The sequence below is a fragment of the Marasmitruncus massiliensis genome (genome assembly GCF_900186535.1).
In the GTDB taxonomy this organism is placed as follows: domain Bacteria; phylum Bacillota; class Clostridia; order Oscillospirales; family Ruminococcaceae; genus Anaerotruncus; species Anaerotruncus massiliensis_A.
The window spans coordinates 1,119,929-1,144,770 of the sequence record NZ_FYDE01000005.1; the positions used below are offsets into that span (position 1 = coordinate 1,119,929).

The 24,842-nt window shown below is 52.0% G+C and carries 25 protein-coding genes; 16 read left to right on the top strand and 9 right to left on the bottom strand.

Features of this window, described 5'->3' with window-relative positions:
- Positions 1-299: 299 nt before the first annotated feature.
- From C1A10_RS13425 to gatB, 10 genes are all read left to right on the top strand, one after another.
- Complete coding sequence (locus tag C1A10_RS13425) at positions 300-1,508, top strand: ABC transporter substrate-binding protein (RefSeq protein ID WP_101910738.1); 1,209 nt, start codon at positions 300-302, stop codon at positions 1,506-1,508.
- A 168-nt stretch (positions 1,509-1,676) separates the two neighbouring features.
- Positions 1,677-2,570, top strand: a complete 894-nt coding sequence (locus tag C1A10_RS13430) for a branched-chain amino acid ABC transporter permease (RefSeq protein WP_101911671.1) — start codon at positions 1,677-1,679, stop codon at positions 2,568-2,570.
- Positions 2,571-2,579: 9 nt separating this feature from the next.
- Positions 2,580-3,626: a branched-chain amino acid ABC transporter permease gene (locus tag C1A10_RS13435; protein WP_101910739.1), complete on the top strand. Its 1,047-nt coding sequence runs from the start codon at positions 2,580-2,582 to the stop codon at positions 3,624-3,626.
- On the top strand, positions 3,623-4,387 hold the full coding sequence (locus C1A10_RS13440; protein WP_101910740.1) for an ABC transporter ATP-binding protein: 765 nt from the start codon (positions 3,623-3,625) through the stop codon (positions 4,385-4,387). The genes C1A10_RS13435 and C1A10_RS13440 overlap by 4 nt, the downstream gene beginning before the upstream one ends.
- Before the next feature lie 14 nt (positions 4,388-4,401).
- A complete protein-coding gene (locus C1A10_RS13445) occupies positions 4,402-5,106 on the top strand; it encodes an ABC transporter ATP-binding protein (RefSeq protein ID WP_101910741.1) in 705 nt (234 codons plus the stop codon).
- 61 nt (positions 5,107-5,167) lie between these two features.
- Entirely contained in the window at positions 5,168-5,650 is a 483-nt protein-coding gene (gene ybaK / locus C1A10_RS13450; protein WP_101910742.1) for a Cys-tRNA(Pro) deacylase, read from the top strand.
- A 362-nt stretch (positions 5,651-6,012) separates the two neighbouring features.
- Positions 6,013-7,764 (top strand): aspartate--tRNA ligase, encoded by a 1,752-nt coding sequence (gene aspS, locus C1A10_RS13460; protein WP_101910744.1) that lies wholly within the window; start codon positions 6,013-6,015, stop codon positions 7,762-7,764.
- Between the two features lie 11 nt (positions 7,765-7,775).
- Positions 7,776-8,054 (top strand): Asp-tRNA(Asn)/Glu-tRNA(Gln) amidotransferase subunit GatC, encoded by a 279-nt coding sequence (gene gatC / locus C1A10_RS13465; RefSeq protein WP_101910745.1) that lies wholly within the window; start codon positions 7,776-7,778, stop codon positions 8,052-8,054.
- Between the two features lie 4 nt (positions 8,055-8,058).
- Entirely contained in the window at positions 8,059-9,510 is a 1,452-nt protein-coding gene (gene gatA / locus C1A10_RS13470; protein ID WP_101910746.1) for an Asp-tRNA(Asn)/Glu-tRNA(Gln) amidotransferase subunit GatA, read from the top strand.
- Positions 9,507-10,925, top strand: a complete 1,419-nt coding sequence (gatB, locus tag C1A10_RS13475; RefSeq protein ID WP_101910747.1) for an Asp-tRNA(Asn)/Glu-tRNA(Gln) amidotransferase subunit GatB — start codon at positions 9,507-9,509, stop codon at positions 10,923-10,925. The genes gatA and gatB overlap by 4 nt, the downstream gene beginning before the upstream one ends.
- A gap of 33 nt (positions 10,926-10,958) precedes the next feature.
- Here the strand turns inward: gatB and C1A10_RS13480 are convergent, their stop codons facing one another.
- The 3 genes from C1A10_RS13480 to C1A10_RS13490 all read right to left on the bottom strand — a co-directional run bounded on the left by C1A10_RS13480 (position 10,959) and on the right by C1A10_RS13490 (position 12,785).
- On the bottom strand, positions 10,959-11,753 hold the full coding sequence (locus C1A10_RS13480) for a ZIP family metal transporter (RefSeq protein WP_101910748.1): 795 nt from the start codon (positions 11,751-11,753) through the stop codon (positions 10,959-10,961).
- Positions 11,754-11,831: 78 nt separating this feature from the next.
- Complete coding sequence (gene rbr / locus C1A10_RS13485; RefSeq protein ID WP_101910749.1) at positions 11,832-12,374, bottom strand: rubrerythrin; 543 nt, start codon at positions 12,372-12,374, stop codon at positions 11,832-11,834.
- A 30-nt stretch (positions 12,375-12,404) separates the two neighbouring features.
- Positions 12,405-12,785 (bottom strand): Fur family transcriptional regulator, encoded by a 381-nt coding sequence (locus C1A10_RS13490; RefSeq protein WP_101910750.1) that lies wholly within the window; start codon positions 12,783-12,785, stop codon positions 12,405-12,407.
- Between the two features lie 249 nt (positions 12,786-13,034).
- Between C1A10_RS13490 and C1A10_RS13495 the strand changes: the two genes are divergently transcribed.
- Positions 13,035-13,799 (top strand): DUF975 family protein, encoded by a 765-nt coding sequence (locus tag C1A10_RS13495; RefSeq protein WP_101910751.1) that lies wholly within the window; start codon positions 13,035-13,037, stop codon positions 13,797-13,799.
- 100 nt (positions 13,800-13,899) lie between these two features.
- Here the strand turns inward: C1A10_RS13495 and C1A10_RS13500 are convergent, their stop codons facing one another.
- From C1A10_RS13500 to C1A10_RS13510, 3 genes are all read right to left on the bottom strand, one after another.
- Positions 13,900-15,420, bottom strand: a complete 1,521-nt coding sequence (locus tag C1A10_RS13500) for a sodium:solute symporter family transporter (protein WP_101910752.1) — start codon at positions 15,418-15,420, stop codon at positions 13,900-13,902.
- 363 nt (positions 15,421-15,783) lie between these two features.
- Positions 15,784-16,479: a superoxide dismutase gene (locus C1A10_RS13505; protein WP_242968934.1), complete on the bottom strand. Its 696-nt coding sequence runs from the start codon at positions 16,477-16,479 to the stop codon at positions 15,784-15,786.
- The gene (locus tag C1A10_RS13510) at positions 16,424-17,173 is read right to left on the bottom strand and encodes an N-acetylmuramoyl-L-alanine amidase (protein ID WP_101910754.1); all 750 of its coding nucleotides are present in this window, start codon (positions 17,171-17,173) and stop codon (positions 16,424-16,426) included. The genes C1A10_RS13505 and C1A10_RS13510 overlap by 56 nt, the downstream gene beginning before the upstream one ends.
- A gap of 210 nt (positions 17,174-17,383) precedes the next feature.
- Here C1A10_RS13510 and C1A10_RS13520 point away from each other — a divergent pair, with 210 nt between their 5' ends.
- Positions 17,384-18,028, top strand: a complete 645-nt coding sequence (locus C1A10_RS13520; protein WP_145997742.1) for a hypothetical protein — start codon at positions 17,384-17,386, stop codon at positions 18,026-18,028.
- 17 nt (positions 18,029-18,045) lie between these two features.
- On the opposite strand, the gene C1A10_RS13525 is transcribed toward C1A10_RS13520, so the two are convergent.
- Positions 18,046-18,624 (bottom strand): hydrolase, encoded by a 579-nt coding sequence (locus tag C1A10_RS13525; protein WP_101910757.1) that lies wholly within the window; start codon positions 18,622-18,624, stop codon positions 18,046-18,048.
- Positions 18,625-18,906: 282 nt separating this feature from the next.
- Here C1A10_RS13525 and cysK point away from each other — a divergent pair, with 282 nt between their 5' ends.
- Positions 18,907-19,839: a cysteine synthase A gene (gene cysK / locus C1A10_RS13530; protein WP_101910758.1), complete on the top strand. Its 933-nt coding sequence runs from the start codon at positions 18,907-18,909 to the stop codon at positions 19,837-19,839.
- A 61-nt stretch (positions 19,840-19,900) separates the two neighbouring features.
- On the opposite strand, the gene C1A10_RS13535 is transcribed toward cysK, so the two are convergent.
- Positions 19,901-20,722: a zinc ribbon domain-containing protein gene (locus C1A10_RS13535; protein ID WP_101910759.1), complete on the bottom strand. Its 822-nt coding sequence runs from the start codon at positions 20,720-20,722 to the stop codon at positions 19,901-19,903.
- A gap of 362 nt (positions 20,723-21,084) precedes the next feature.
- On the opposite strand from C1A10_RS13535, the gene C1A10_RS13540 reads away from it, so the two are divergent.
- Positions 21,085-22,224, top strand: coding sequence for a sodium ion-translocating decarboxylase subunit beta (locus tag C1A10_RS13540; RefSeq protein WP_101910760.1), 1,140 nt, complete (start codon positions 21,085-21,087; stop codon positions 22,222-22,224).
- 13 nt (positions 22,225-22,237) lie between these two features.
- Positions 22,238-22,393 (top strand): OadG-related small transporter subunit, encoded by a 156-nt coding sequence (locus C1A10_RS18535; RefSeq protein ID WP_180951140.1) that lies wholly within the window; start codon positions 22,238-22,240, stop codon positions 22,391-22,393.
- Between the two features lie 81 nt (positions 22,394-22,474).
- Here the strand turns inward: C1A10_RS18535 and C1A10_RS13545 are convergent, their stop codons facing one another.
- Positions 22,475-23,224 carry a GntR family transcriptional regulator gene (locus tag C1A10_RS13545; protein WP_101910761.1) on the bottom strand — a complete coding sequence of 250 codons (750 nt, stop codon included), beginning with the start codon at positions 23,222-23,224 and terminating at the stop codon, positions 22,475-22,477.
- Between the two features lie 264 nt (positions 23,225-23,488).
- Here C1A10_RS13545 and C1A10_RS13550 point away from each other — a divergent pair, with 264 nt between their 5' ends.
- On the top strand, positions 23,489-24,772 hold the full coding sequence (locus tag C1A10_RS13550) for an amidohydrolase family protein (RefSeq protein ID WP_101910762.1): 1,284 nt from the start codon (positions 23,489-23,491) through the stop codon (positions 24,770-24,772).
- Positions 24,773-24,842: the final 70 nt, after the last annotated feature.

Sequence of the window (24,842 nt, forward strand, 5' to 3'; positions counted from 1 at the left end):
TGGGCGGATACTGTGAGGATTTCGTGTAAAATTTTTGCAGCTAATTTTATTAATATCGCCTAATTTATTGCCAAAAATACTAAAAATCAAAAATTATGGTTATATAATAAGTATATATATTTGTAAAATTCAAAGAATTTATGAATATTTCTAAAACTCAGAAGGTTTGGATATAGATGATTGGCGAAAAAAGCAATGGATTTTACATAAAAATTGCAATATACTTTTTAAAAGCGTATGATGATTTAAAGCGCTAAGCAACACGAAACCACATCCGCTGTAAATTAGGAGGAAAGAATATGAAAAAGTTTTTTGCTGTGGCATTCGCTGCTATCATGGCTGCGACAACCTTCGCGGGTTGCGGCGCCAAGACGGACACACCTTCATCCGAGGCTGGGTCCGAAGCTGCTGCTTCTGAATCTGCTTCTTCCGAGGCTGCATCTGAAGCCGCATCCGGAGAGACGATTAAAATCGGCTGCCTTGCTCCGCTGACCGGAGAGGTTTCCACTTACGGAATTGCCGCTTCCAACGGAATTAAAATGGGTATAGACGAAATCAACGAAAACGGCGGCATCGGCGGCAAACAGATCGAACTAATCACGCTGGATGAAAAAGGCGACCCGACTGAAGCTGTCAACGCCTACAACAAGCTGGTTGACCAGGGGATCGTTGCTCTGATCGGCGACGTTACTTCCAAGCCCTGCCTGGCTGTCGCAGAAGTAGCGCTTCAGGACAATATGCCGATGCTGACTGCTACCGGAACCGCCGAGGATATTACCAAGGTCGGCGAAAATGTGTTCCGCACCTGCTTTATGGACCCGTTCCAGGGCCAGATTATGGCGACTTTCGCTGCCGATAATCTGAGCGCGAAAAAAGTGGCCGCCATCTTCGATACCAGCTCCGACTATTCCAAAGGCCTTGCGGATTCGTTCAAAGCGCAGGCTGAATCGAAAGGTATGGAAGTGGTTGCGTTCGAAGGCTATGCTGCTGCCGATACCGATTTCACCACCCTGCTGAACAAGGTCATCGCGACCGCTCCCGACGCCCTGTTCGTTCCGGATTACTACGGTGACGTTTCCCTGATTCTTGATCAGGCCCGCACTGCCGGTTATGAGGGCGCGATGCTCGGCGGAGACGGCTGGGACGGCGTGCTGTCCACCCTGCCTGCCGACAAGCTTTCCGTTGCGAATAACGGCTATTTCTCCAACCACTATTCCGCTGCTGATGAAGCCGCCGCGAAGTTCCTGGAGAAATACAAGTCTACCTTTAACCTCGACGGCAACGCGTTTGCGGCCCTCGGCTACGACTCCGCTTTCATCATGGCTAAAGCGATTGAAGCCGCTGGTTCCACCGACAGTCAGGCAATCGTGGACGCTCTGAAAGAAACCGAATTTGACGGTGTAACCGGCCACATCACTTTTGATGAGAACGGTGACCCCATCAAGAGCGTAGCGGTTACCAAGTTTGTGGACGGCAAAGCAGAGCTTGCCGCGAAGGTAGAAGCGTAATCTCAGCTTTTAGAAAACGTCAATAAGGATATTTGCCGCAGGGCAGAGCAAATCGCTCTGCCCTTTTGGTGAATTTTCGGGGAAGTTGAACAAAGGGGAAATCTGCCGGGTTTTAGAAGCGTTGAGAATGGCGCGATGCCCGAGAATACAGGGAAAGGCGAGGGGCACATGGACTTTGTACTATTTATCAAGCAGGTCATCAACGGTATCCAGGTGGGCAGTGTGTATGCACTGGTGGCCTTGGGATACACTATGGTGTATGGCATTGTGAAGCTGATCAATTTTGCGCATGGGGACTTTATTATGGTAGGAGGCTATGTAGCGGTCTTCCTTATCCCATTTCTGCTGAATATGGGAGTCCCGGCATGGGTAAGCGCTGTTGCTTCCGTTGCTGTATGCGCGTTGATCGGCGTACTAACTGAAAAAATTGCGTACAAACCACTGCGCGGAGCTCCGAGCCTTTCTGTGCTGATTACTGCGATTGCAGTCAGCCTGTTTTTGGAGAACCTGGCGCTTTTGCTGTTTTCTTCCGCGCCGCGTCCCGTCAGCAACGTGTTCAATATGCAGCCAGTGAACGTGGGCCCTGTACAGTTTTCCGGTATTTCCGTCATTACGATTGTACTGTCGCTGATCATTATGGCTGCGCTACAGCTTTTCATCAAAGGCACGCGCATGGGCAAGGCGATGCGTGCTGTTTCAGAAGACGGCAAAGCCGCAATTCTGATGGGCATCAGCACCAACCGTACGATCTCTCTGACGTTTGCAATCGGTTCCGGCCTTGCCGGTATTGCTGCTGTGATGTATTGCGCGGCATATCCCCAGGTACAGCCTTACATGGGTACCATGCTGGGCCTGAAGGCCTTTGTCGCCGCTGTACTGGGCGGTATTGGAAGCATCCCCGGCGCGATGCTTGGCGGGATTTTAATCGGGCTTGTGGAAAGCATGACTAAGGGGTATATTTCCACTCAGCTTGCGGACGCGGTCGTCTTTTCCATCCTCATTATCGTTCTGCTGGTGAAGCCGACTGGGATCTTCGGCAAGAACGTCGGCGAGAAAGTGTAGGTGTTACCAGTGAAAACAAAAAAAGAAGTTTTTCGTTCCTATCTGGTGAACCTTATCGCGGTTGTTTTGCTCTTTGCGCTGCTATTGGTTGCGAGCAGCCAGGGACTGATTAACCGCTACATCAGCGGCATTGTTATGACAATCTTCATCAATATTATTCTGGCGATTTCGCTGAATATTGCGACAGGATTTTTGGGGCAGATCGCGCTGGGACATGCCGGTTTTATGTCTATTGGCGCTTACAGTGCTGCGCTTCTCGTGAAGTATGCGCAGGACGGTATGGGCGTCACGCTGCTGGTCAAAGGCGTGCCTACGGCTGCGGGAACGGCTTGGTTCTTAATATCGCTGGTTTTCGGCGGCTTGATTGCGGCATTTTTCGGGCTGGTGGTCGGTATCCCGGCTCTGCGGCTCAAGGGAGATTATCTGGCGATCATTACACTGGGGTTCGGCGAAATCATCCGGGTTCTGATCGAGAACCTCTCCTTTACAGGCGGCGCACAGGGCCTGAAAAAGATCCCTAAGCTGGCAACATTGAATGTAGTTTACATTGTCATGATTGTCTGTGTGGCAGTCATGTTTATGTTTATCCGTTCACGACACGGGCGTGCCATTATGGCAATCCGTGAAGATGACATTGCTTCCGAGGCTTCGGGAATTCCGAATACTTATTATAAAGTTCTGGCCTTTACAGTGGCGGCGTTCTTTGCGGGCGTTGCGGGCGGAATTTATGCGCAGTACCTTGCGGTGCTGGGCGCGGCAAACTTCGGATTTATGAAGTCAATCGATATTCTGGTCATGGTGGTGCTGGGCGGAATGGGCTCCATTACCGGTTCCATCGTTTCGGCCATCGGCCTGACAGCCCTGCCGGAGTTCCTGCGCCAGTTCTCAGACTACCGGATGCTGATCTATTCGGTGGTGCTGATCGTTGTTATGATCTTTAAGCCTTCAGGGCTGCTTGGCACCTATGAATTCTCGCTTACGCGCCTGATCGACAGGCTGTTTGGCAAAAAAAGCAATCTGCCTGCGAAAGCCGGGAAGGGAGGGGCTGAAAAATGAATCAATCTGTTTTAAAAGCGGAAAAGCTCGGGATTACGTTCGGCGGTCTGAAGGCCGTGGAAAACTTTGAGCTGGAAATCGGCGAAAGCGAGCTGGTCGGTCTGATCGGGCCGAACGGCGCGGGAAAAACGACCATTTTCAATATGCTGACCGGCGTTTATCAGCCCACGGAGGGCGCCGTTTATCTGGGCGGCCGTCTGATGGCGGGCAAAAAGCCGCACCAAATGGCTAAAGCGGGAATCGCGCGTACCTTCCAGAATATCCGTCTGTTCAAGAAAATGACGGTTCTGGAGAATGTAAAGGTCGCGTTTAATTTAAACATGAAATATAATGGCCTGCAGACGGTTCTGCGTCTCCCCGGCTACTGGAAAGAGGAGGCGGAAATTGACCGGAAAGGCAGGGAGCTGCTGAAGGTCTTCCATATGGAACATCTCGCGGACAATATCGCTGAAAACCTGCCTTATGGGCAGCAGCGCAAGCTTGAAATTGCGCGCGCACTGGCAACCAATCCCAAGGTGCTGCTGCTGGATGAGCCGGCCGCGGGCATGAACCCGACGGAGACCGCTGAACTGATGGAGGTAATTGCGATTATCCGGAAAGACTTCCATATCTCTATCTTGCTGATTGAACATGACATGAGCCTTGTAATGAGCATTTGCGAGCGCCTTGTGGTGATCGACTACGGGCAGATCATCGCCAAAGGCACACCGAAGGAGATTGCAAGCGATCCAAAGGTGATCGGCGCTTATCTTGGCAAATAGGGAGGGGAAAACCAATGCTGAAAGTGAAGGATCTGAACGTATCCTACGGCGCAATTCACGCGATCCATAATATCAGCCTGGAGGTCAATGAAGGAGAAATTGTGTCGCTGATCGGTGCAAACGGCGCCGGCAAGACGACCACGCTTCATACGATTACAGGACTCAAAAAAGCAACCTCAGGTTCGGTTACGCTTGGTGATGTAAACCTTCTGACCACCGATCCTGCTCAGATTATTAATCTGGGTATGGCGCATGTGCCGGAAGGCCGCCGGATTTTTTCCCAGATGACCGTGCAGGAGAATCTGGAGATGGGCGCGTTTATTGTAAAAGACAAGGCGCAGGTTGCGGCCGATATCGAAAATGTATATTCGCATTTCCCGCGGCTGAAAGAGCGCAGCCGCCAGGCGGGCGGCACGCTTTCGGGCGGGGAACAGCAGATGCTGGCAATCGGGCGCGCCATGATGAGCCGCCCCAAGATCATGCTGATGGACGAACCGTCGATGGGGCTTTCCCCGCTGCTTGTAAAGGAAATCTTTCACATTATTACGGAACTGAACCAATCCGGGATGACTATTCTGCTGGTCGAGCAGAACGCGAAGATGGCGCTTTCGATCGCGAACCGCGCCTATGTGCTCGAAACGGGACGTGTGGCAATGAGCGGGAATGCAGCGGATATGATGGAGGACGACAAGGTCCGCAAGGCATATCTGGGCATGTAAAAAAGAGCACCGGGCAAAAAGCCGGTGCTCCTTTCCATTTCATCTGGGAGTTGAATTTTGCATGGCGGAACAGAAAACAAATGCAATGCGCATGCTGGACAAGGCAAAAATCTCTTATCAGACCTATACCTATGCGCATGAAGACGGTAAAATTGACGGTGTCAGCGTGGCGGAAAAACTGGGGCAGGACGTCCGCTGCGTCTTTAAAACACTGGTGACGCGAGGCGCAAGCCACGCGAATTATGTGTTTGTCCTGCCTGTGGCCAAAGAACTGGATTTGAAAAAGGCGGCGAAGGCCGTGGGGGAAAAGTCGGTTGAACTGGTGCACGTGGATGAGATCAACCGGCTGACAGGCTATATCCGCGGGGGATGTTCGCCGGTCGGCATGAAAAAACTGTTTGTCACAGTGTTCGACGAGTCGGTAGACCGGCTGCCGAAGGTGATTGTCAGCGGCGGGAAAATCGGCTTTCAGATTGAAACTTCCCCGCAGGATCTGCTGCCGCTTGTCCAGGCAAAAACCGCACCTATCACGATGGAGGGCTGATATCTGGCAGGGCGAAACGGGGCCGGGATTTCCCGCCCTGCTTCGCTTTTTCGGATAAGCTGTCCCAGCAATGGGCATACTTTCCATAAATATCCTCCCAGGCCAAAATCAATGCGCGGAAGATCGGAATTCTCAATGCACCCAAACGCGGGATTCTCGTATAGAAAATCAAAAAAGCTCCCTGTTCTTTCGCCCGCTTGCGACAGTTTTTCTAAAAAAGAGGAGGGAATTCAGAATGTTATTGAAAACAGACAAAAATAATGATATACTTTTGGCTAGAAATATTTACCCGATGATGTGTCTGTATTTCTGAAAATCATTTGTATAGATCAATCAAAATCTTATTGTAAGGTTGTGTTTACATGATTTCAGAAAACATCTATCGCACCCATTCCTGTGGGGCGTTCAGGGAAGAACAGATCGGCAGACAGGTTCGGGCCGCCGGATGGGTCGAAAATATCCGCGACCATGGCGGTATCCAGTTTGTCGATTTGCGTGATCATTATGGCGTGGTTCAAGTTGTCATCAGGGACGACGCTATGTTGTCCGGCGTCACCAAAGAGTGTGTCGTAACCGTGTCCGGTACGGTCATTCTTCGTGATGAGGAGACTGTGAACCCTAAAATTGACACCGGTACGGTGGAAATTGTAGCGGATTCGCTGACCATTCTGGGAAAATCACGCAATGTGCTGCCTTTTGAACCCGCCAATTCCACGGAAACCAAGGAAGAAGTGCGTTTAAAATACCGCTATCTCGATTTGCGTAATAAAAAAGTACATGACAACATCGTTCTCCGCTCGCAGATCATTTCGTTCCTGCGCCAGCGTATGACCGAATTAGGCTTTTTAGAGATGCAGACACCGATTCTCACCGTTTCGTCGCCTGAGGGGGCCAGGGATTATTTAATCCCCAGCCGCAAACATCAGGGGCGTTTTTATGCGTTGCCACAGGCTCCCCAGCAGTTTAAACAGCTGCTGATGGTATCGGGCTTTGACCGCTATTTCCAGATCGCGCCCTGCTTCCGCGATGAGGATGCCCGCGCCGACCGCTCTCCGGGGGAATTCTATCAGCTGGACTTTGAAATGGCCTTTGCGACGCAGGAAGACGTGTTCGCCGTAGCGGAGGATGTGCTGACCGCCGCGTTCCGGAAATTCGCGGATGGCAAGACCGTTTCCGACGCGCCCTATGTGCGGATTCCCTATGCGGAAAGCATGCTCAAATACGGAACGGATAAACCGGACCTGCGCAACCCGCTGGTCATCATCGACCTGAGCGATTTGTTCACGGTCAGTGATTTCAAACCGTTCAGCGGGAAATGTGTCCGCGCCATCAATGTGCCGGGCGCGGCTTCTCAGCCCCGCAGCTTTTTTGCGTCAATGGAGTCTTTTGCGCTTTCCATCGGCATGAAAGGGCTTGGGTATGTCAAGGTGGATGAAAACATGGCATATCAGGGGCCGATTGACAAATTCCTGAATGATGAGCAGCGCGCGGAAATTGCCAGACGCGCGCAGCTGAAATCCGGCGACGTGCTGTATTTCATCGCCGACAGCAAGCGGGAAGCGCCGAAGCTGGCGGGACAGATCCGCACCGAAGTTGCGACTCGTCTGGATCTGATCGAAAAAGACGCGTTCCGCTTCTGCTTCATCGTGGATTTCCCGATGTTCGAGCAGGACGAGGAAACCGGTGCGACCGTGTTCACCCATAACCCGTTCTCTATGCCGCAGGGCGGGCTGAAAGCCCTGACGGAGGGCGACCCGCTCGACGCGCTGGCGTATCAGTACGACATCGTCTGCAACGGCGTCGAGCTGTCCTCGGGCGCGGTGCGCAACCACGATCTGGATATTATGCGCCGCGCGTTTGAGATCGCCGGCTATACGGAGGAAGACCTGGAAACCAAGTTCGCCGCGCTTTACCATGCGTTCCAGTACGGTGCTCCGCCGCATGCGGGCATGGCACCCGGAATCGACCGTATGATTATGCTGCTGACGGGCGAGGACAATATCCGTGAAGTCATCGCGTTCCCGATGAATTCCAACGCGCAGGACGTGATGATGGGGTCCCCGGCGGAAGTCACCGAAGCGCAGCTGCGCGAGGTGCATATCAAACTGAGATAAGGAGGGTGGCCATGGTCACAAGGGAAGAAATCAAGAATATCGCTTTGCTTTCCAAGCTGTATGTCCCGGAGGAGGAACTGGACACCCTCACAAAGGATATGCAGGGCATCATTGCGTTTGCTGACACCATTCAGGCCGCGGATGTCGGCGATACCGGCTTTGACAATATCAACAACCTGTCCAATGTATTCCGCGAGGATGTGGTGGTCCCTTCTTATGACCGGGATCTGATCCTTAAAAATGTGGAAGGCGGCGAGGACGGCTGTTTCCTTGTCAGAAAGCGGGGTTAGACGGATGATCGCAAAACTGAGCCGGATGCTTTCGGAAAAGCAGATTTCCTGCGTTGAACTGACGAAAGCATATCTGGATGCAATCGAAAAAGAAAACAATAAGTTGCACGCATATATCACCGTAACGCCTGAAACCGCGCTGAATACCGCTAGGGCGGTCGATGCGCGGATTGCGGCGGGGGAGACTCTGCGCCCTCTCGAGGGAATTCCGATGACGCTGAAGGACAATCTCTCCACAGCGGGAATTGAGACGACCTGTGCCTCCAAAATGCTCCAGGGCTACCGCCCGATCTACGACGCAACGGTCTGGAAGCTGCTTCGGGAGCAGAACGCCGTTTTACTCGGGAAAACAAATATGGACGAATTCGCGATGGGTTCCTCCTGTGAAACCTCTTATTTCGGCGGTTCGGTGAATCCCCACAATACCGGGCATGTGGCCGGTGGAAGCAGCGGAGGGGTTGCTTCCGCCGTGGCGGGAAATCTCGCGGCCTACGGGCTTGGCTCGGATACCGGCGGTTCCATCCGCCAGCCGGCCAGCTTCTGTGGAATTGTAGGGCTAAAGCCTACCTACGGCGCGGTATCGCGCTACGGGCTGATTGCTTATGCGTCCAGTCTCGACCAGATCGGGCCGATCACTACCTGTGTGGAGGACGCGGCGCTGGTCTTTGACGCGATCGCGCAATACGACCCGATGGATTCCACTTCGCAGGGCAAGCAGTCATCGGCTTTACCGGCTCTGCAAAATGATATCTGCGGAATGAAAATCGGCGTCCCGAACGAATATTTCGAGGGGCTATCCGATGAAGTCACCGCTTCCATGAACGAGGCGATGCGGGCTTATGAAAGTATGGGCGCACAGATTGTGCGTTTCCCGCTTGCTCCGCTGAAATACGCGCTGCCGGTTTATTATATTCTGGCGTGCGCGGAGGCTGCCTCCAATTTGGGACGGTATGACGGCATCCGCTACGGATACCGGGCGGAAAACTATAACACCATCCATGAGATGATCTGCAAGACGCGCAGCGAAGGCTTCGGCAAGGAGGTACAGCGGCGTATCCTGCTGGGCAACTATGTGCTCTCTTCCGGCTATTACGAAGCCTATTACAGAAAGGCGCAGAACCTGCGCGGCGCGATTGTCAAAGGTTTTGATGAAGCGTTTGCTTCCTGTGATGTCGTGATGGCACCCACCGTCCCCATGACGGCTTTCCCGTGCGGAAGGACACACAGCGACCCGACAGAGGATTATCTGACAGATATCTGCACTGTGCCGATTAATATTGCCGGGCTGCCGGCGGTTTCCGTCCCCTGCGGCTTTGACGGGAAAGGGCTTCCGATCGGCATGCAGCTGATCGGTCCCCGTTTCCAAGAGGCACAGGTGCTGAACGCGGCGTACGCCTTTGAGCGGGAAACCGGAGAAAAGAGCTTTCAAGCGGTGAAAATGGGGGTGCAGATATGAAATATGAGCTGGTCGCGGGACTGGAGACCCATATTGAATTGTCCACCAAAACAAAAATTTTCTGCGGCTGCACCACGGAATTCGGTTCCGAGCCAAATACCCACTGCTGCCCGATCTGTACGGGCATGCCGGGAACACTGCCGAAGCTGAACCGCGCGGTCGTAAATTTCGCAATCAAGGCGGGGCTTGCGACGCACTGTGAAATCGCGCCGGTTGCGAAGATGGACCGCAAGAACTACGTTTATCCCGACTTGCCAAAGGCCTATCAGATTTCCGAGTTTGACAAGCCCCTTTGCCAGAATGGCTATATTGAGCTGGAAAGCGGGAGAAGAATCCGCATCACCCGTATCCATATTGAGGAAGACGCGGGAAAGCTTGTGCACCAGCGCGGGGATACCTACGTTGATTACAACCGCGGCGGCGTCCCTCTGATCGAGGTGGTAACCGAGCCGGATATCCGCAGTATTGACGAAGCAAGGGAATATGTCGAAAAGCTCCAGCTGATTATGAAATATATCGGCGTTTCCGACTGCAAAATGCAGGAGGGCTCTCTGCGCTGTGATGTGAATGTTTCCGTCCGTCCGGAGGGCTCGGAGAAACTCGGGACGCGCGCGGAAATCAAAAACATGAACTCATTCACGTTTATGACAAAAGCGATGCAGTATGAGTTCGACCGTCAGGTGGACTTGGTGGAAAGCGGCGAACAGGTGGTTCAGGAAACCCGCCGTTTTGACGACGCAACCGGTACCACCGAGGGGATGCGCAGCAAGGAAGACGCGCAGGATTACCGCTATTTCCGCGAACCGGACCTTGTTTCGATTGTGACAACGCCGGAACAGGTGGAGGAGCTGAGGGGCCAGCTTCCCGAACTGCCGGACGCGAAATACGCACGCTATGTAGGCGAATACGGTCTGCCGCCCGCCGACGCTTCGCTGCTGGTAAAATACCGCAGGGTTGCGGAATTTTTCGATGAAGCGGCGAACGGTCTGCAAACGCCCAAGACCGTAGCGAACCTGATTCTGGGGCAGATTTTCCGCAGGATGCCGACCGACGAGGAAAAAGAGGCCTGTAACCTGTTGATTTCCGCCGGGATGCTGCGGGAACTTGCACTTCTGCTGGAATCCGGCAAGATGAAGATGAACCTCGCCAAATCCACACTGGACACGATGCTTGACACCGGCAAACCGGTCGGGGAACTGGTTTCAGAAGGTGATTTGGCGGGTGTGGATGAAGACGCGCTGTATAAAATCTGCGCTGAAATGGTAGCCGCCAACCCCAACGCGGTGGCGGATTACCGGGCAGGCAAGGAAAAAGCCGTCAAAGCGCTCATCGGCGGCGTGATGAAAGCAACTAAAGGAAAAGCGGACGCCACACAGGCGGAAGCGATCCTGATTGAACTGATTCATAAAGCATAAAAAAATAACCCGCCTGATAAAGGCGGGTTATTTTTATCCAAGAGCCACATCCAGCGTCATCATGACCAGAAATCCGAACATGACACTCAGCGTTCCAATATTGGAGTGTTCGCCTAAATGTGCCTCCGGAATCAGCTCTTCTACTACCACATAGATCATAGCTCCCGCGGCGAAAGATAAAATCCATGGCAGGATGCTCTGGACACCGGCTGCGATCATAACGGTAATAATACCGGCGATAGGTTCCACAATGCCGGAAAGCGATCCGTAAATAAAAGACTTGGTGTTTGAAAACCCTTCTTTTTTTAACGGCAGTGAAATAGCGGCGCCCTCCGGGAAGTTCTGAAGCCCCATACCGATAGCAAGAGCAACCGCGCCGGCGAGGGAATTTGCATTGCTCTGTGAAGCCATGGCAAAAGCGAGCCCCACGGCCATGCCTTCGGGGATGTTATGCAGCGTCACAGCAAGAACCAGCATGGTTGTGCGCTTCCAAGAGGAGGGAAGCCCCTCGGCTTCTTCACTGCCCGCGTGCAGATGGGGCAGGACTCTGTCAAGCGCCAGCAGGAACAGCCCCCCGATCACGAACCCGCCCGCGGCGGGGAGCAGGCCGGTGCCGCCATCTGCCTTTGCCATGTCAATGGAAGGCACCAGCAGCGACCAGACGGACGCGGCAATCATGACCCCGGCGGCAAACCCCAGAAAAATGCGCTGGAGTCCCGGACGTATTTCTCCGCGGAATAAGAAGACCATCGCGGCGCCCAGTGCGGTGCATAAAAATGTGAAGCCGGTCCCGGCGAGCGCCAGCTTCAGAGATTCAATCAGTTCCATCAGGAAACACCTCTTCCAAATCAAAAACGGCGCCGCGCCGGAAGGCAGGCGGCACCGTTCAGTATTTTTTCCGGCAGCTTAATAATTTTTGGAGACAAGCTGGAAATATGCCTGCGGATGGTCACAGACAGGACAGACCAGAGGAGCTTTTTCGCCAACATGGATGTGGCCGCAGTTGGAGCACTGCCAGATGACGACGCCGGTCTTCTGGAAGACTTCATTGGTGTCCACATTTTTCAGCAGGGCAAGGTAACGGTCCTCATGCTCTTTTTCAATCTTTGCAACCGCTTCGAACAGATACGCAATTTTATCGAAGCCTTCTTCTTTTGCTTCTTTGGCAAAGTTTGCGTACATGTCCGTCCACTCATAGTGCTCCCCGGCGGCGGCGTCTTTCAGGTTTGCAGCGGTATCGGGAATTCCGCCATCGTGCAGCAGCTTGAACCAGATTTTGGCATGTTCTTTTTCATTATTGGCGGTTTCCTCAAACAGATTGCCAATTTGCACGAATCCTTCTTTTTTGGCTTTGGAGGCGTAATAGGTGTATTTGTTTCTAGCCTGCGATTCGCCTGCAAAAGCCGTCATCAGGTTTGCTTCGGTTTTGGTGCCTTTCAGTTCTTTCATGTCCATACCTCTTTCTTGTTCAAAATTTTGTCAATGTTTAGCTTTGCAGCCCGGACAAATTCCGGTCAGCAAAACCTGATATCCGGTTATGGTAAAATCGGATTCCTTTTTTATTTGCTCATCGAGTGCTGACAGATCGCCAAGTTCGATGTCAAATAGCTGGCCGCATTTCTCACATAGAATGTGATGGTGCTCATCAAGCCGCCCGTCGAAGCGGTCGGAAGCGTTCGGAATATTGATTTTTCGCAAAAGCCCCTGCTCCGACAGCAGATTCAGATTCCGATAGACTGTGCCGAGACTGATGTTGGGCTCTTGCGTACGCACCATGGAATAGACGGTATCGGCTGTCGGATGAATGGGATTATGCACAACAGTGTGATGAATAATTTCCCTTTGCCTTGAATATTTCATAACATCAACCCTTATCCATGACCGGCTTTGCGGACACTTCAAATTTGCAATAACGATAATAATTACTGATTTGTCATTATCTTACTATAATAATCCGGATTTGTCAATACAAATTTAAAAATTGCTGTGTTTGATTCTAATTTTCGTTGAGTGCGCTGAAATATAATCAGACGGGTTGTGGGTTTTTCTTAGCTTTGTTATAATATTTACAACGATTGAATTCAAAATATATCCAAATGAGGTGTTATTATGTGGCAGCGGGAACAAATAAAGTGGGAGGCGAAGCAGAAGTTACGCCGGTTTTACTGGATGGCGTTTGCGGTTTGCCTGACCTACCTGATGATTGGCGGCGGAGTAAGAGGAATCAGATTCAACTTGAATTTTGACCTCGACCAAATAAGGCCGGTTGTCGGCCAGATCTATGTGAATCCGGAGCGGATACCCGAAGTGATCATTCCAGTTCTGATCATGATGGCCGGCGGTTTCTTTGTTTTTTTGATTTCATTGCTGGTACGCATCTTTGTGCATAATGTGCTCGAGGTTGGGTATAACCGGTTTTTTATGGAAAGCAGACAGTTCGCCAGCCGCTATGAAACTCTGTTCGCGGAATATACGCATGGCTCCGGGGAACTTGGGAATGTTGTCATTACCCTGTTTTTCCGTGATTTGAAACTCTTTTTGTGGAAACTGCTGCTAATCATTCCGGGAATTATTAAATACTATGAGTATAAAATGGTTCCATATATCCTGTGCGAATGCCCGACGATGCCTCGCCAGCGTGTTTTCGAACTCAGCCGGCTCATGACTGACGGGGAAAAAATGAAACTGTTTGTGCTGGATTTGTCGTTTATTGGCTGGTATCTGCTTGCGCTCATTCCGTGCGGGCTTGGAATCCCGTTTTTATATCCCTATATTTCCGCGACAAAAGCGGAGCTTTACACCGCGCTGCGTGAAAAGGCTTTCGGGATGGGATTTTCCAGCCCCGGCGAGCTGCCCGGTTTTTCAAATTCCTGATACTGCCGGATTTTTCGGTGACCGCGATAAAACGCGATGGCAACTGCCATCGCGTTTTATTCATCTGATTTACAAACTGTAATTTTTATTACGGATTTGCCTATTCGGAAACCTGATCAAGCATCAGTTTATGGGGCGCGGGGATGCGCTCATCGTAGCAGGAAAAAGTAACATCGAGATGCCCCATAGACAGCTTTGGCGTCAGCACGCTTACCAGCGGTACAATCAACAAAGAGGCTGTTATGGAAAGCGCGCCCGCGCTGGTAGGCGCGGTAAATGGGAAAAACAGGTTCCACAGGTTGATGCCGAGTCCGGTGATGAAACAGGCCCAGACACCGGAGGCGGTTGCGCCGCGCCAGAACAGGCCGTAGACAAACGGACCGAGGAAGGAACCCGCCAGCACACCCCAGGACAGGGACATCAACGTGGTGATCAGGCTGTTGGGGTTGAGCGCGAGAACGACAGACAATGCTACAAAAAAGACGCAAAGCAAGCGAATCCAGCGCAGCTGCACCTTATGGGACATGTTCCTGAAAAAAATCCCCTGCAAAAAATCGAGCGTGAAGGTGGAACTGGAGGTAATCACCAGCGAAGAGAGGGTAGACATAGACGCGGAAAGGACGAGGATCATGACGACGCCAATCAGCAGGTCGGGCAGGCTGCCGGCGAGCATGTCCGGCACAATCTGGTCAAAGACAGGCTTGCCGGAATCCGGCACTTTGTAGTAAAGCCTGCCGAAAGCACCCATAAAATAGCTTCCCCCGGCAATTACCAGGGCAAAAACAGTGGAAATGATCGTGCCCGTCTGAATTGATTTTTCGTTCTTGATGGTATAAAATTTGTGAACCATCTGCGGCAGGCCAAGCGTTCCGAGGCTGGTCAGAATGACGACTCCGAGCAGGGAAAGCGGGTCCGGCCCGAAAAAGGAAACCAGGGAGCCGCTCAACCCCGGCGCGGAATCGGAAGGGATCTGGGAAAGCTGCGCCAGCGCCGACTGGAAACCACCTTTTCCGTTCAGAATCGCGGCTACCACCAGTATAATTCCAACCAGCATAATGATCCCCTGAATCAGATCGTTCAGTGCCGCGGCCATATAGCCGCCCACCACAACATAGATACCGGTCAGTACGGCGATTCCAATCACACACCAGGTAAAATCAATACCGAATGCCATGGCGAACAGGCCGGACAGACCTTTATAAACCGAAGCGGAATAGGGAACCAGAAAAACAAAAATCAGGGCGGAAGATACCGTCCGCAGCGAATCGCAGCAATAGCGTTTTGCAAAGAAATCCGGCATGGTCGCGGACTCAAAATGCTTGGTCATGACGCGGGTGCGTCTGCCAAGCACCACCCAGGCCAGCAGGCTGCCGATAAGCGCGTTGCCGATTCCGATCCAGGTGGCGGCGATTCCAAAGTTCCAGCCAAACTGTCCGGCATAGCCTACGAAAACCACGGAGGAAAAATAGGAGGTCCCGTAGGCGAAGGCGGTGACCCAAGGCCCCACGCTCCGTCCGCCGAGCACAAAGTCGCCGACGCTGCGCGCCTTTCTATGGCAATAAAGCCCCACCGCGACGGTTACCGCAAAGAAGATCAAGAGCATAAAAATTTTTTCAAACATGATGCTGCCTCCACTTCATTCTGGAGGGCAGGAAAAATCCCGTCCCCCGGATTACTCCAGAGGACGGGACGGGCCCGTGTTACCACCTCAGTTTACCGTTCGCCTCACAGCGGACAGCCTCAACGGGTAGATGCCAAAAGGCACTACCCCGGCGCGTTAACGGGCGCCATGCGTCGCAGCCTACTTGGAAAACCGTTTGGCGCGCGGCTCTCGGAATGTATTCAGACAGACCGCCCCGCGCCTCTCATCCTCCGGCTGCTTTCTGTCAGGCAGAACCCTGTCTTACTGGTTTCCGGTCATTGCTTTTTTCATTTAAATCGATGATCTAAATTTAACACATAAAATCGATAAAGTCAAGTGGGTTCAGCAGTTTTTATAGGGCATGTAATTAAGATCAGCAAATTCCCAGTCAACCACGTTCCACCATGCGGCAATATAATCCGCGCGCTTATTGTGGTATTTCAGATAATAAGCGTGCTCCCAGACATCCACCGTAAGGATGGGGCGCAGCCCAAAGGAAAGAGGAATGTCCTGATTGACCGTGGAGAGTATCCGGAGCCCGCCGTCGGGACAGCAGACGAGCCAGGCCCAGCCGGAACCGAAGTGTGCTTCCGCGACTTGCGTCATCTGTTTTTGGAACGTTTCAAACGAGCCGAAACAGCAGTCAATCGCCGCCGCCAGCCGGCCCACCGCGACGTGGGAAGAAGGGCAGGGCGTCATGCCGTCAAAATACAGCTCATGCGCGTAAACGCCCCCGGCGTTGCGCAGAATTTGGCATCTCAGGTGCGGCGGGAAATTCGGCGCGTCTGTTATCAGGCGCTCCAACGGCAGGCATTTCAGCGCGTCGGGCGCACATGCCAGCGCGGCGTTCAGGTTTTTGACATAGGTGCCCTGATGCGCATCATGATGCAGCATGACAGTCATGGCATCGATATACGGTTCCAATGCGCTGTAATCATAAGGCAGGGGAGTCAGTTCAAACGGGTAGTGCTCATTCATCTCATCAAGTCCTTTCCAGCAGACGGATATACCGCGCATCGGCATATCCAATTGTTCCATAGTAATCCACTACATACCATCCCTGCCATTCACCGTATACAGTGATCGGATTGCCGTTCCACGCCCTGGCGATCACCTGGGCGCCAAGGTTGGGGCGTTTGCGGATGTTGAGCCAGCCTGAGCTTACCCTTACGACTCCTCTTCTGACCGGCTGCGGCGCGATAAAAGGGATTCCGAAATATTCGGTCAGCGAAAGCACGACGTTGGCGGCGATCTCGCTGATGTTCTGCCGGATCCAATTGGCGTCTTCTTCGTTATCATGGTAGGCGAATTCAATCAGGACCGCTACGGCCCTGGTTCTGGACACTTCCCCCAGACTGGTGGTCGGAACGGTTCTCACAAGCCACTCGTAAGGGTAGATATCTTTTAAATTTTCCGTGATGATGTTGGCTGCACGCTGCCCGTTCCAGCTGGTGGGGTAATAATAGACTTCGCTCCCCTGCCGGAGGCCGGCTTCATTCTCGGGAGAGGCATTGGAATGGAGCGCCAGGTGCAGGTCGTAGTTGCCCTGATTGGACTGAACGATAGAAGAGGCGGCGGTCATGGTTGGCGTATTTCTTGTGAAGCGGATACCGCTGGAACGCAGGTAGGGCTCCATTGCGTCAGCAATGAGATTCATGTAATATTCCTCATTGCCGCCGCCTATGTAGGGATTCCATTCCTGGGTTGACGGCGAAAGATAGATATTAGGCATAATCTTGCTCCTTTCGGGTTTCTCTTTTAGAGTATGCATTCGCCGAAAGAACGGTGCCTGAAATCAAAGGCCTATCTGCATATAAAAAGAAAAAACCGGCTGTGCATAAACATGCACAGCCGGTTTTAGGCCGGATTTCATTTTTTTGAGTACAGTTGTCCCTTTTCGTGCTATACTAAACTGTAACAGATTGAAAAAGGAGTCCTTACAGTGCCGGATCGAATTCTGCTCAGCCATTTTCGGCAGAGCCTTGACAGGCAGATGGTTTTGCATCGTCTCTCCTGCGTTCCCGGCAGCGCGGCGCAGGAGGAACTTCTGGCGAGCTGTGAGCAGCTGGAGCCGCTTTTCCGGCAGGCGGTGGAGCCAAAAGCGGTGATCGCTTTTGGAAATGCACCTGTTCAGCTTGCGAACAGGTTCCTGCAAACCGGGGATGGCATTGCCTATGTGATCAGCACGCTGGGAAGCGAAGTCGAACGTCTGGCAGAGGAATTTTTTGAGCAAAAGGATTATTTCAACGGGATGGTGCTCCATGCCATGGCAGACGCTTATCTGTTTACGATGGAACAGGAACTGCTCGAAACGCTGAAAACCGCCTGTGAAGCGCGCGGCGCCGGCGTCGAAAGACGGCTGGAGGCGCCGCTTCATCTGCCGATGGAAGCGCAGATGATCGCCGTGCGGGAAACGGACGCGGAAAACCTGCTGGGGATTTTCGTCACCGAAGGGCTGATGCTCTGCCCGGTAAAAAGCTGCTGCTTTGTGGCAAAACTCACGGCGGACAGTTCTGTTTTCTGCGCAGCGCATAACTGCGGGGATTGCCCGAATCTCACCTGCTCTTTACGGAATCCCGGTTTGTGAGGAATGCCCGGAAGCACTTATGCCGTGGCGCTGTTGACAGCTTCCTCACAGGAACGCATGGCTAGAATGGTTTTGGAAATCAGGTCGTCCAGATCCCAGCCGAGCAGATCAGCCCCCCGCTGTATAACATCTCTGGAACAGCCCGCCGCAAATGCGGGGGTCTTATACTTTTTCTTAACCGATTTCAGCTCCATATCCTGTACGCTCTTGGAAGGCCGCATCAAAGCCACGGCTCCGATCAGGCCGCTGAGCTCGTCCACCGCGTAGAGCACCTTTTCCATCTCGTGCTCGGGTTTGATATCGACCGTAAGTGCCCAGCCGTGGCTGGCCGTCGCGCGGATGATCCGTTCGTCAATCCCGTTTTCACGCATGATCTCCTGGCTTTTGATGCAGTGCTGCTCCGGATACTGCTCAAAATCCAGATCGTGGAGCAGCCCGACAATTGCCCAGAAATCCGCTTCGTCTCCATAACCCAGCTCATTGGCAAACCACCGCATGATTCCCTCTACTGTAAGCGCATGTTTCAGATGAAAAGCATCCTGATTATATTTGGTCAACAATTCCCATGCGCCTTCGCGGGAAAGCACTTTTTCCATAAAAGTCTCCTCTTTTCCGATAAAATAGCTATGAAAACTATTTTATCGCCAAATATTGTAAAAGTCAAACATCTGAAAGGAAGAAGAAAAATTTGAAAGAAGGCTTGACAAAGCGAAATAAAATGCATATACTAATATCATACTAAACGTATATGAATTACATGATTTTTAAGGAGGGGCAACAGACAACAATGGATACGAACTGCCGCAAAACTGAAAAGCGATGTCAAATGGTGCCTATCCGCCTACCAATATTTTTAACTGAGAGAAGGAGATTATGACATGTCCAACATCAAAAAAAGTCTGACCGATCTGATTGGAAAAACCCCATTGCTGGAACTGAGCAACTATGAGAAAAAACATCAGCTGAAAGCAACCGTAATCGGCAAGCTGGAATATTTTAATCCCGCCGGCAGCGTGAAAGACAGAATTGCAAAGGCTATGGTGGAAGACGCCGAGCAGAAAGGACTGCTGAAGCCGGGTTCGGTCCTCATTGAACCGACAAGCGGAAATACCGGAATCGGGCTTGCATCTGTGGCGGCCGCAAGAGGCTATCGTGTCATTCTGACCATGCCTGAAACCATGAGCGTGGAGCGCCGCAACCTGCTGAAAGCCTACGGTGCCGAGCTGGTGCTGACCGAAGGCGCAAAAGGGATGAAGGGCGCCATCGAAAAGGCCCAGCAGCTTTCACAGGAGATCGAAAACAGCTTTATTCCGGGGCAGTTTGTCAACCCCGCGAATCCAGCGGTTCATAAAGCGGCTACCGGGCCGGAAATCTGGGAAGATACAGACGGGAAAGTGGATATTTTTGTAGCGGGTATCGGTACCGGCGGAACAATTACCGGAGTCGGCGAATATCTGAAATCCCAAAACCCCAACGTGAAAGTCATTGCTGTTGAGCCTGCGGGTTCCCCGGTGCTTTCCACCGGTAAAGGCGGTCCCCATAAGATTCAGGGAATCGGAGCCGGTTTCGTGCCGGATGTCCTGAACACAAAGATTTATGACGAGATCATCACTGTCGAAAATGAGGCCGCGTTTGCTACCGGCAGAGAAATCGCACATACGGAAGGCCTGCTGGTGGGTATTTCCTCCGGAGCGGCGCTTTGGGCGGCGACTCAGCTTGCATCAAAGCCGGAAAATGAAGGCAAAACAATCGTTGTTCTGCTTCCCGATACCGGCGAGCGCTATCTTTCCACCCCGCTCTTTGCGGAATAGTAAAACGAAGCCGCTGTACGTTCAGACGTACAGCGGCTTTTCTGTATGTAGAGTCGTTTGATCACCGGTAGTCATATAACTGCGCGTCATCCACCCGGAGCATCAGCGGCGTATAGCCGTTTTCGCCGCTAAGGTTCAGGACAGCGGTATAGGTGGAGGTGACCATTTGTCCCTGCGCATCTTCACGCTCGAATTGCTGAATGACGGTATAATCACCGGCTTCCACGGAACATTGGACCGTGGCGGAGTCAAAATGGACGCTGTTCGGCGCGCGGGCGGCCGCTTTGACCATTTCATGAGCGAAGTTGATGGCTTGCTGGCGATACTCGTCCTGCCGCTGCGACGCCGACTGGGAAGCTCCTGATGGCTTTTCTCCTCTTTCGCTCCATTTTGGGATCAGCAGAAACGCAGCGGCGATCAGCGCCAAAAGAATGATTGCCAACATGCAAAAAAGCAGAAATTTTTTATGGCGGCGGGGCGCCGCTGCTTCCGGCGCGTCAAGCTCCGGCGCATCGTATTCGGCAGGGAGCGGGCAGATTTCCTCGGCCTCCATCACGTCAGCACTGTAAAGGCAGTCCAGACAGTAATCCGAGATGCTTGTTTCCGCAAGCTCTTTGCCGCAGCGCTTACAGCGTTTGACAGCAGGCTTTTCCGGCTGTGGCGGGGTCTGAGGCGCTGTATGATTCTGAGGCATGTTCTGCTGAAAATCAGTACGTTTCTGTTCCTGGCGGCAGGCTTCCCAGACCTCACGCCCTTCCCATTCTTCTCCGGAATCCTGCGGCTCCGCCTCGGAATCAGGCAGAGCGGGCTTTGCCGGCGCGCCGCAGAACATGCAGTAGATACTCTCGTCAGGGATTTTCTCTCCGCAGTTTCCGCAAAACATGACATTCCTCCTTTTGGGTTCATACTTCCCTGCCTCTCAGGGGCAGGGAAACTGCCAGTATTATATAACAAGATGTATGCAGAATGCAACAAGGAGATGTTAAAAGCAGAATTTGGTTGACAAAAAATCTCCTGCGTGCTATTATATAACAGATCTAAAGATACCCTGCCTGCATACTTGGATTTTCATCCGGGGGAGTAGTCAGCACGGAGAGTGCAGTTAAATCAACATCACGGGCTCTGTCCGATACAGTGCCATGGTTTAACTTTAAATGACAAGACCTGTGTTTCGATTCAGAAACACGGGTCTTTTTATGATATCATGCAATTTTGCACATACTGCTATTAAAAGGGGACGATATAATGGAGTTTCTTCTATCCGGAATCCTGGCGATAACCTGGCAGCAGGTTATCATGTACTGCATTGGCGGCTTGCTGATTTATCTTGCGATTGGAAAAGGCTTTGAACCCGCCCTGCTCATGCCGATGGGATTTGGCGCGATTCTTGTAAACCTGCCGCTTTCCGGAGTGCTGGATCAGATTCTGGAAGGCGGAATCGAGTCGCATGGTATCATTCAGTGGCTGTTTGAAACCACGATTGAATCATCGGAAGCGCTGCCAATCCTGCTGTTTATCGGAATTGGAGCGATGATTGATTTCGGCCCGCTGCTTTCCAACCCCAAAATGATGATTTTCGGCGCGGCTGCCCAGTTCGGTATCTTTTTCACCATTGCGCTTGCCTGTCTCTTTGGGTTCGACTTAAAGGACGCGGCTTCCATCGGCATCATCGGAGCCGCCGACGGGCCGACCTCCATTATGGTCTCACAGATTTTTGACTCCAAATATATGGGCGCGATTGCGGTGGCCGCGTATTCCTATATGGCTCTGGTACCAATCATCCAGCCGTTCGCTATTAAGCTGGTGACCACCCAGAAAGAGCGTTCCATCCGGATGCCTTATAACCCGAGGAATATTTCCAAACTTACCCGCATCCTTTTTCCGATCATTGTAACCATCATCGCCGGGCTGATCGCCCCGATGTCCGTATCTCTGGTAGGCTTCCTGATGTTTGGGAACCTGCTTCGTGAATGTGGCTGCCTGAACAGCCTGTCGCAGACTGCGCAGAATGAATTTGCGAATATCATCACGCTTCTGCTCGGGATTACGATTTCCTTCTCGATGCAGGCGGAGAATTTTGTGCGGTTCGAGACCTTCCTGATCATGCTGCTTGGACTGGTCGCGTTTATCTTTGATTCCATCGGCGGTGTGCTCTTTGCAAAGCTGATGAACCTGTTCCTCAAGGAAAAAATCAACCCGATGATCGGCGCCGCGGGAATTTCCGCATTCCCGATGTCTGCCCGCGTCATTCAAAAGCTTGCCATGGCGGAGGATAAGCAGAACCATCTGCTGATGCATGCCATCGGCGCAAATGTATCCGGCCAGATCGGTTCGGTTATTGCGGGCGGCATCATCCTCTATCTGATTCCGCAGTTTGTAAAATAAGGGGGAAAGTGAAATGTTGAGTGCGCAGGCAATTACAAACTTTTTGATCTCTCTTGAAATTATGGGTCTTGGTATGGCAGGAATTTTTACTGTTATTCTTGTAATCATGCTGGTTGTATTCCTGCTGGGAAAAATCGGCGGCAAGCAGGAAGAAGACCTTCAGGACTGACACAAAGTATAAAAAGCCGGAGACGTGCATCTTTACAAGATGCACGCCTCCGGCTTTTCGCTGTGTATTTTAATAAGACTACTAAAATTTCTTGCGCAGGACGTTGAATTCAAAAAAGTTTGTATAAAACTCAAAGGAACGCATGACAGGGCGGCTGAGCTTGCAGTAACCCACCTCGTCCAGCATCATCAGGGCTTCACCCTCATTTAAATCAAGCTTTTGGCGGATTGCCGGATTGGCATTTGTGGCATAAACTTTGGAGATGGTCGTAACGACTGCCAGTCCGCAGTAGCGGTCAAGAATATCGAAAACAGGGGCTGACCAGTCGATATCTGTATAAGCCATGCCGTCAAACAGGCTCAGCGGAAGATAATCGATGGAATAGATAACAGGCGAATTACCGGCAAGAACCCGCTTTTCACAGACAATGACGGAGTCGGCAAGATCAAGCTGAAGTTTCTCGGCAAGCTCATGATCCGCGGGCTCCACGCGCAGGACAATGCTGTCCGCGGCAGGCCGGTAGCCGGCATCGCGAATCAAATCATTATATTCAAATTTTAAATCCAAACGGTTGTTCAGATTCACAATTCCCCGGTTAATGACCGTCCCGATTCCGCGCACACGTTCAATGAAGCCCTCCCGCTCAAGATCCGAAAGAGCATCCCTGATCACTGTCCGGCTGACCCCAAGACGTTCGGAAAGCTCAACTTCAGAAGGAAGACGCTCCGAATGGGAAAAAACACCCTCTTTGAGCTCCTTAATCAACAGAGAACTGACTTGAGTGGACATCAGTTTTCCGCCAAGATGAGGCAAATCATATTCCATTGACATCTTGAAAAACCTCTTTCAATCGTTAATCGGTCTGCGGAAAGTATGCAGATCATGCTGGTACCGCCTCCTATACAAGATCGGCGGCTTGAATTTATATAGATTATATCTTGCATTTTGGGCCTGATTACGCTATGATCTAAGTGATAAGTAATACCATTTTACAAACTGCACAATTTCCTTGGTCAAACAACTCCATAACAAATATTTATATTATACAGGATTATTGTTTGAAATACAAGCGGGATCATTTAGAGGAGGGCTGGCATGCAAAAAACAGCGTTTGCGATAAAGGGAAATCTGTTTTACAGTGCTGATAAAGACCATCTGGTCAGTTTGCCGTCGGGTTACCTGATCTGTGAGGACGGTAAATCTGCGGGCGTATTTGAGCGGTTGCCCGCCGGCTACGAGGGAATCCCTGTGGAGGATTACGGTGACAGTCTTGTTATCCCGGGGCTTGTCGATCTCCACCTGCATGCGCCCCAGTACGGTTACCGCGCTTTGGGCATGGACCTGGAGCTGCTCGACTGGCTTAATATCAATACTTTCCCGCAGGAAGCCAGGTATGCGGACCTCTCCTACGCTGAAAAGGGCTACCGGATCTTCACGGAGGATTTGGCGAAAGGCGCAACGACACGTGCCTGCGTATTTGCGACCATCCATGTTCCGGCAACGGAACTTTTGATGGACCTGCTGGAAAAGACGGGACTTAAAACGATGGTTGGAAAGGTAAATATGGACCGGAACAGCCCCGCATATCTGTGCGAAACAGATGCGGCGCAGTCGCTGGCGGATACCGAGTGGTGGATTGCGGATTGTGAGGGACGCTATCAGAATACCGTCCCTATTTTAACTCCGCGTTTCACCCCGTCGTGCAGCGACACGCTGATGGAAGGTCTCGGAAAGCTGCAAAAGCGTACCGGACTGCCGGTGCAGTCGCACTTGTCGGAAAACCGGTCTGAGGTTGCATGGGTGAAAGAGCTTTGCCCGGAAACCGGCTGCTATGGCGAGTCTTATGACCGGTTCGGCTTGTTCGGGGGGGATGGCTGTCCTGCCGTAATGGCCCACTGCGTCTATTCTGCCGGAGAAGAACTGGATCTGATTGAGCGGCGCGGGGTGTTTATTGCGCACTGCCCGCAGTCGAATACCAATCTGGCTTCCGGTGTGGCGCCTGTAAGGACTTTTCTGGACAGAGGACTGCGCGTCGGCCTCGGTACAGATGTAGCCGGCGGCTTTTCCGCTTCTATTTTCCGTGCCATGTGCGACGCGGTGCAGGCTTCCAAATTGCGCTGGCGCCTGTCGGACGATTCCCTGAAGCCGCTGTCGATGCAGGAAGCATTTTATCTTGGAACATTAGGCGGCGGCGCTTTCTTTGGAAAAGTCGGTTCATTTGAAAAAGATTACGAGTTCGATGCGGTGGTGCTGGATGACAGCGGACTGCGTTCCCCGATGGAACTGACGCCTGAGCAGCGGCTGGAACGGGTGATCTATCTATCGGAGGAAAGCGCAGTAGCGGCCAAATACGTTGCGGGCTGTAAAATAAAAGGGTAAATTCTGTTTGGAGGAGAGGCGGCCTCAGTCCGCCTTGAAATAAACCGGTTCTGTCGTAAGCGGCAAATAG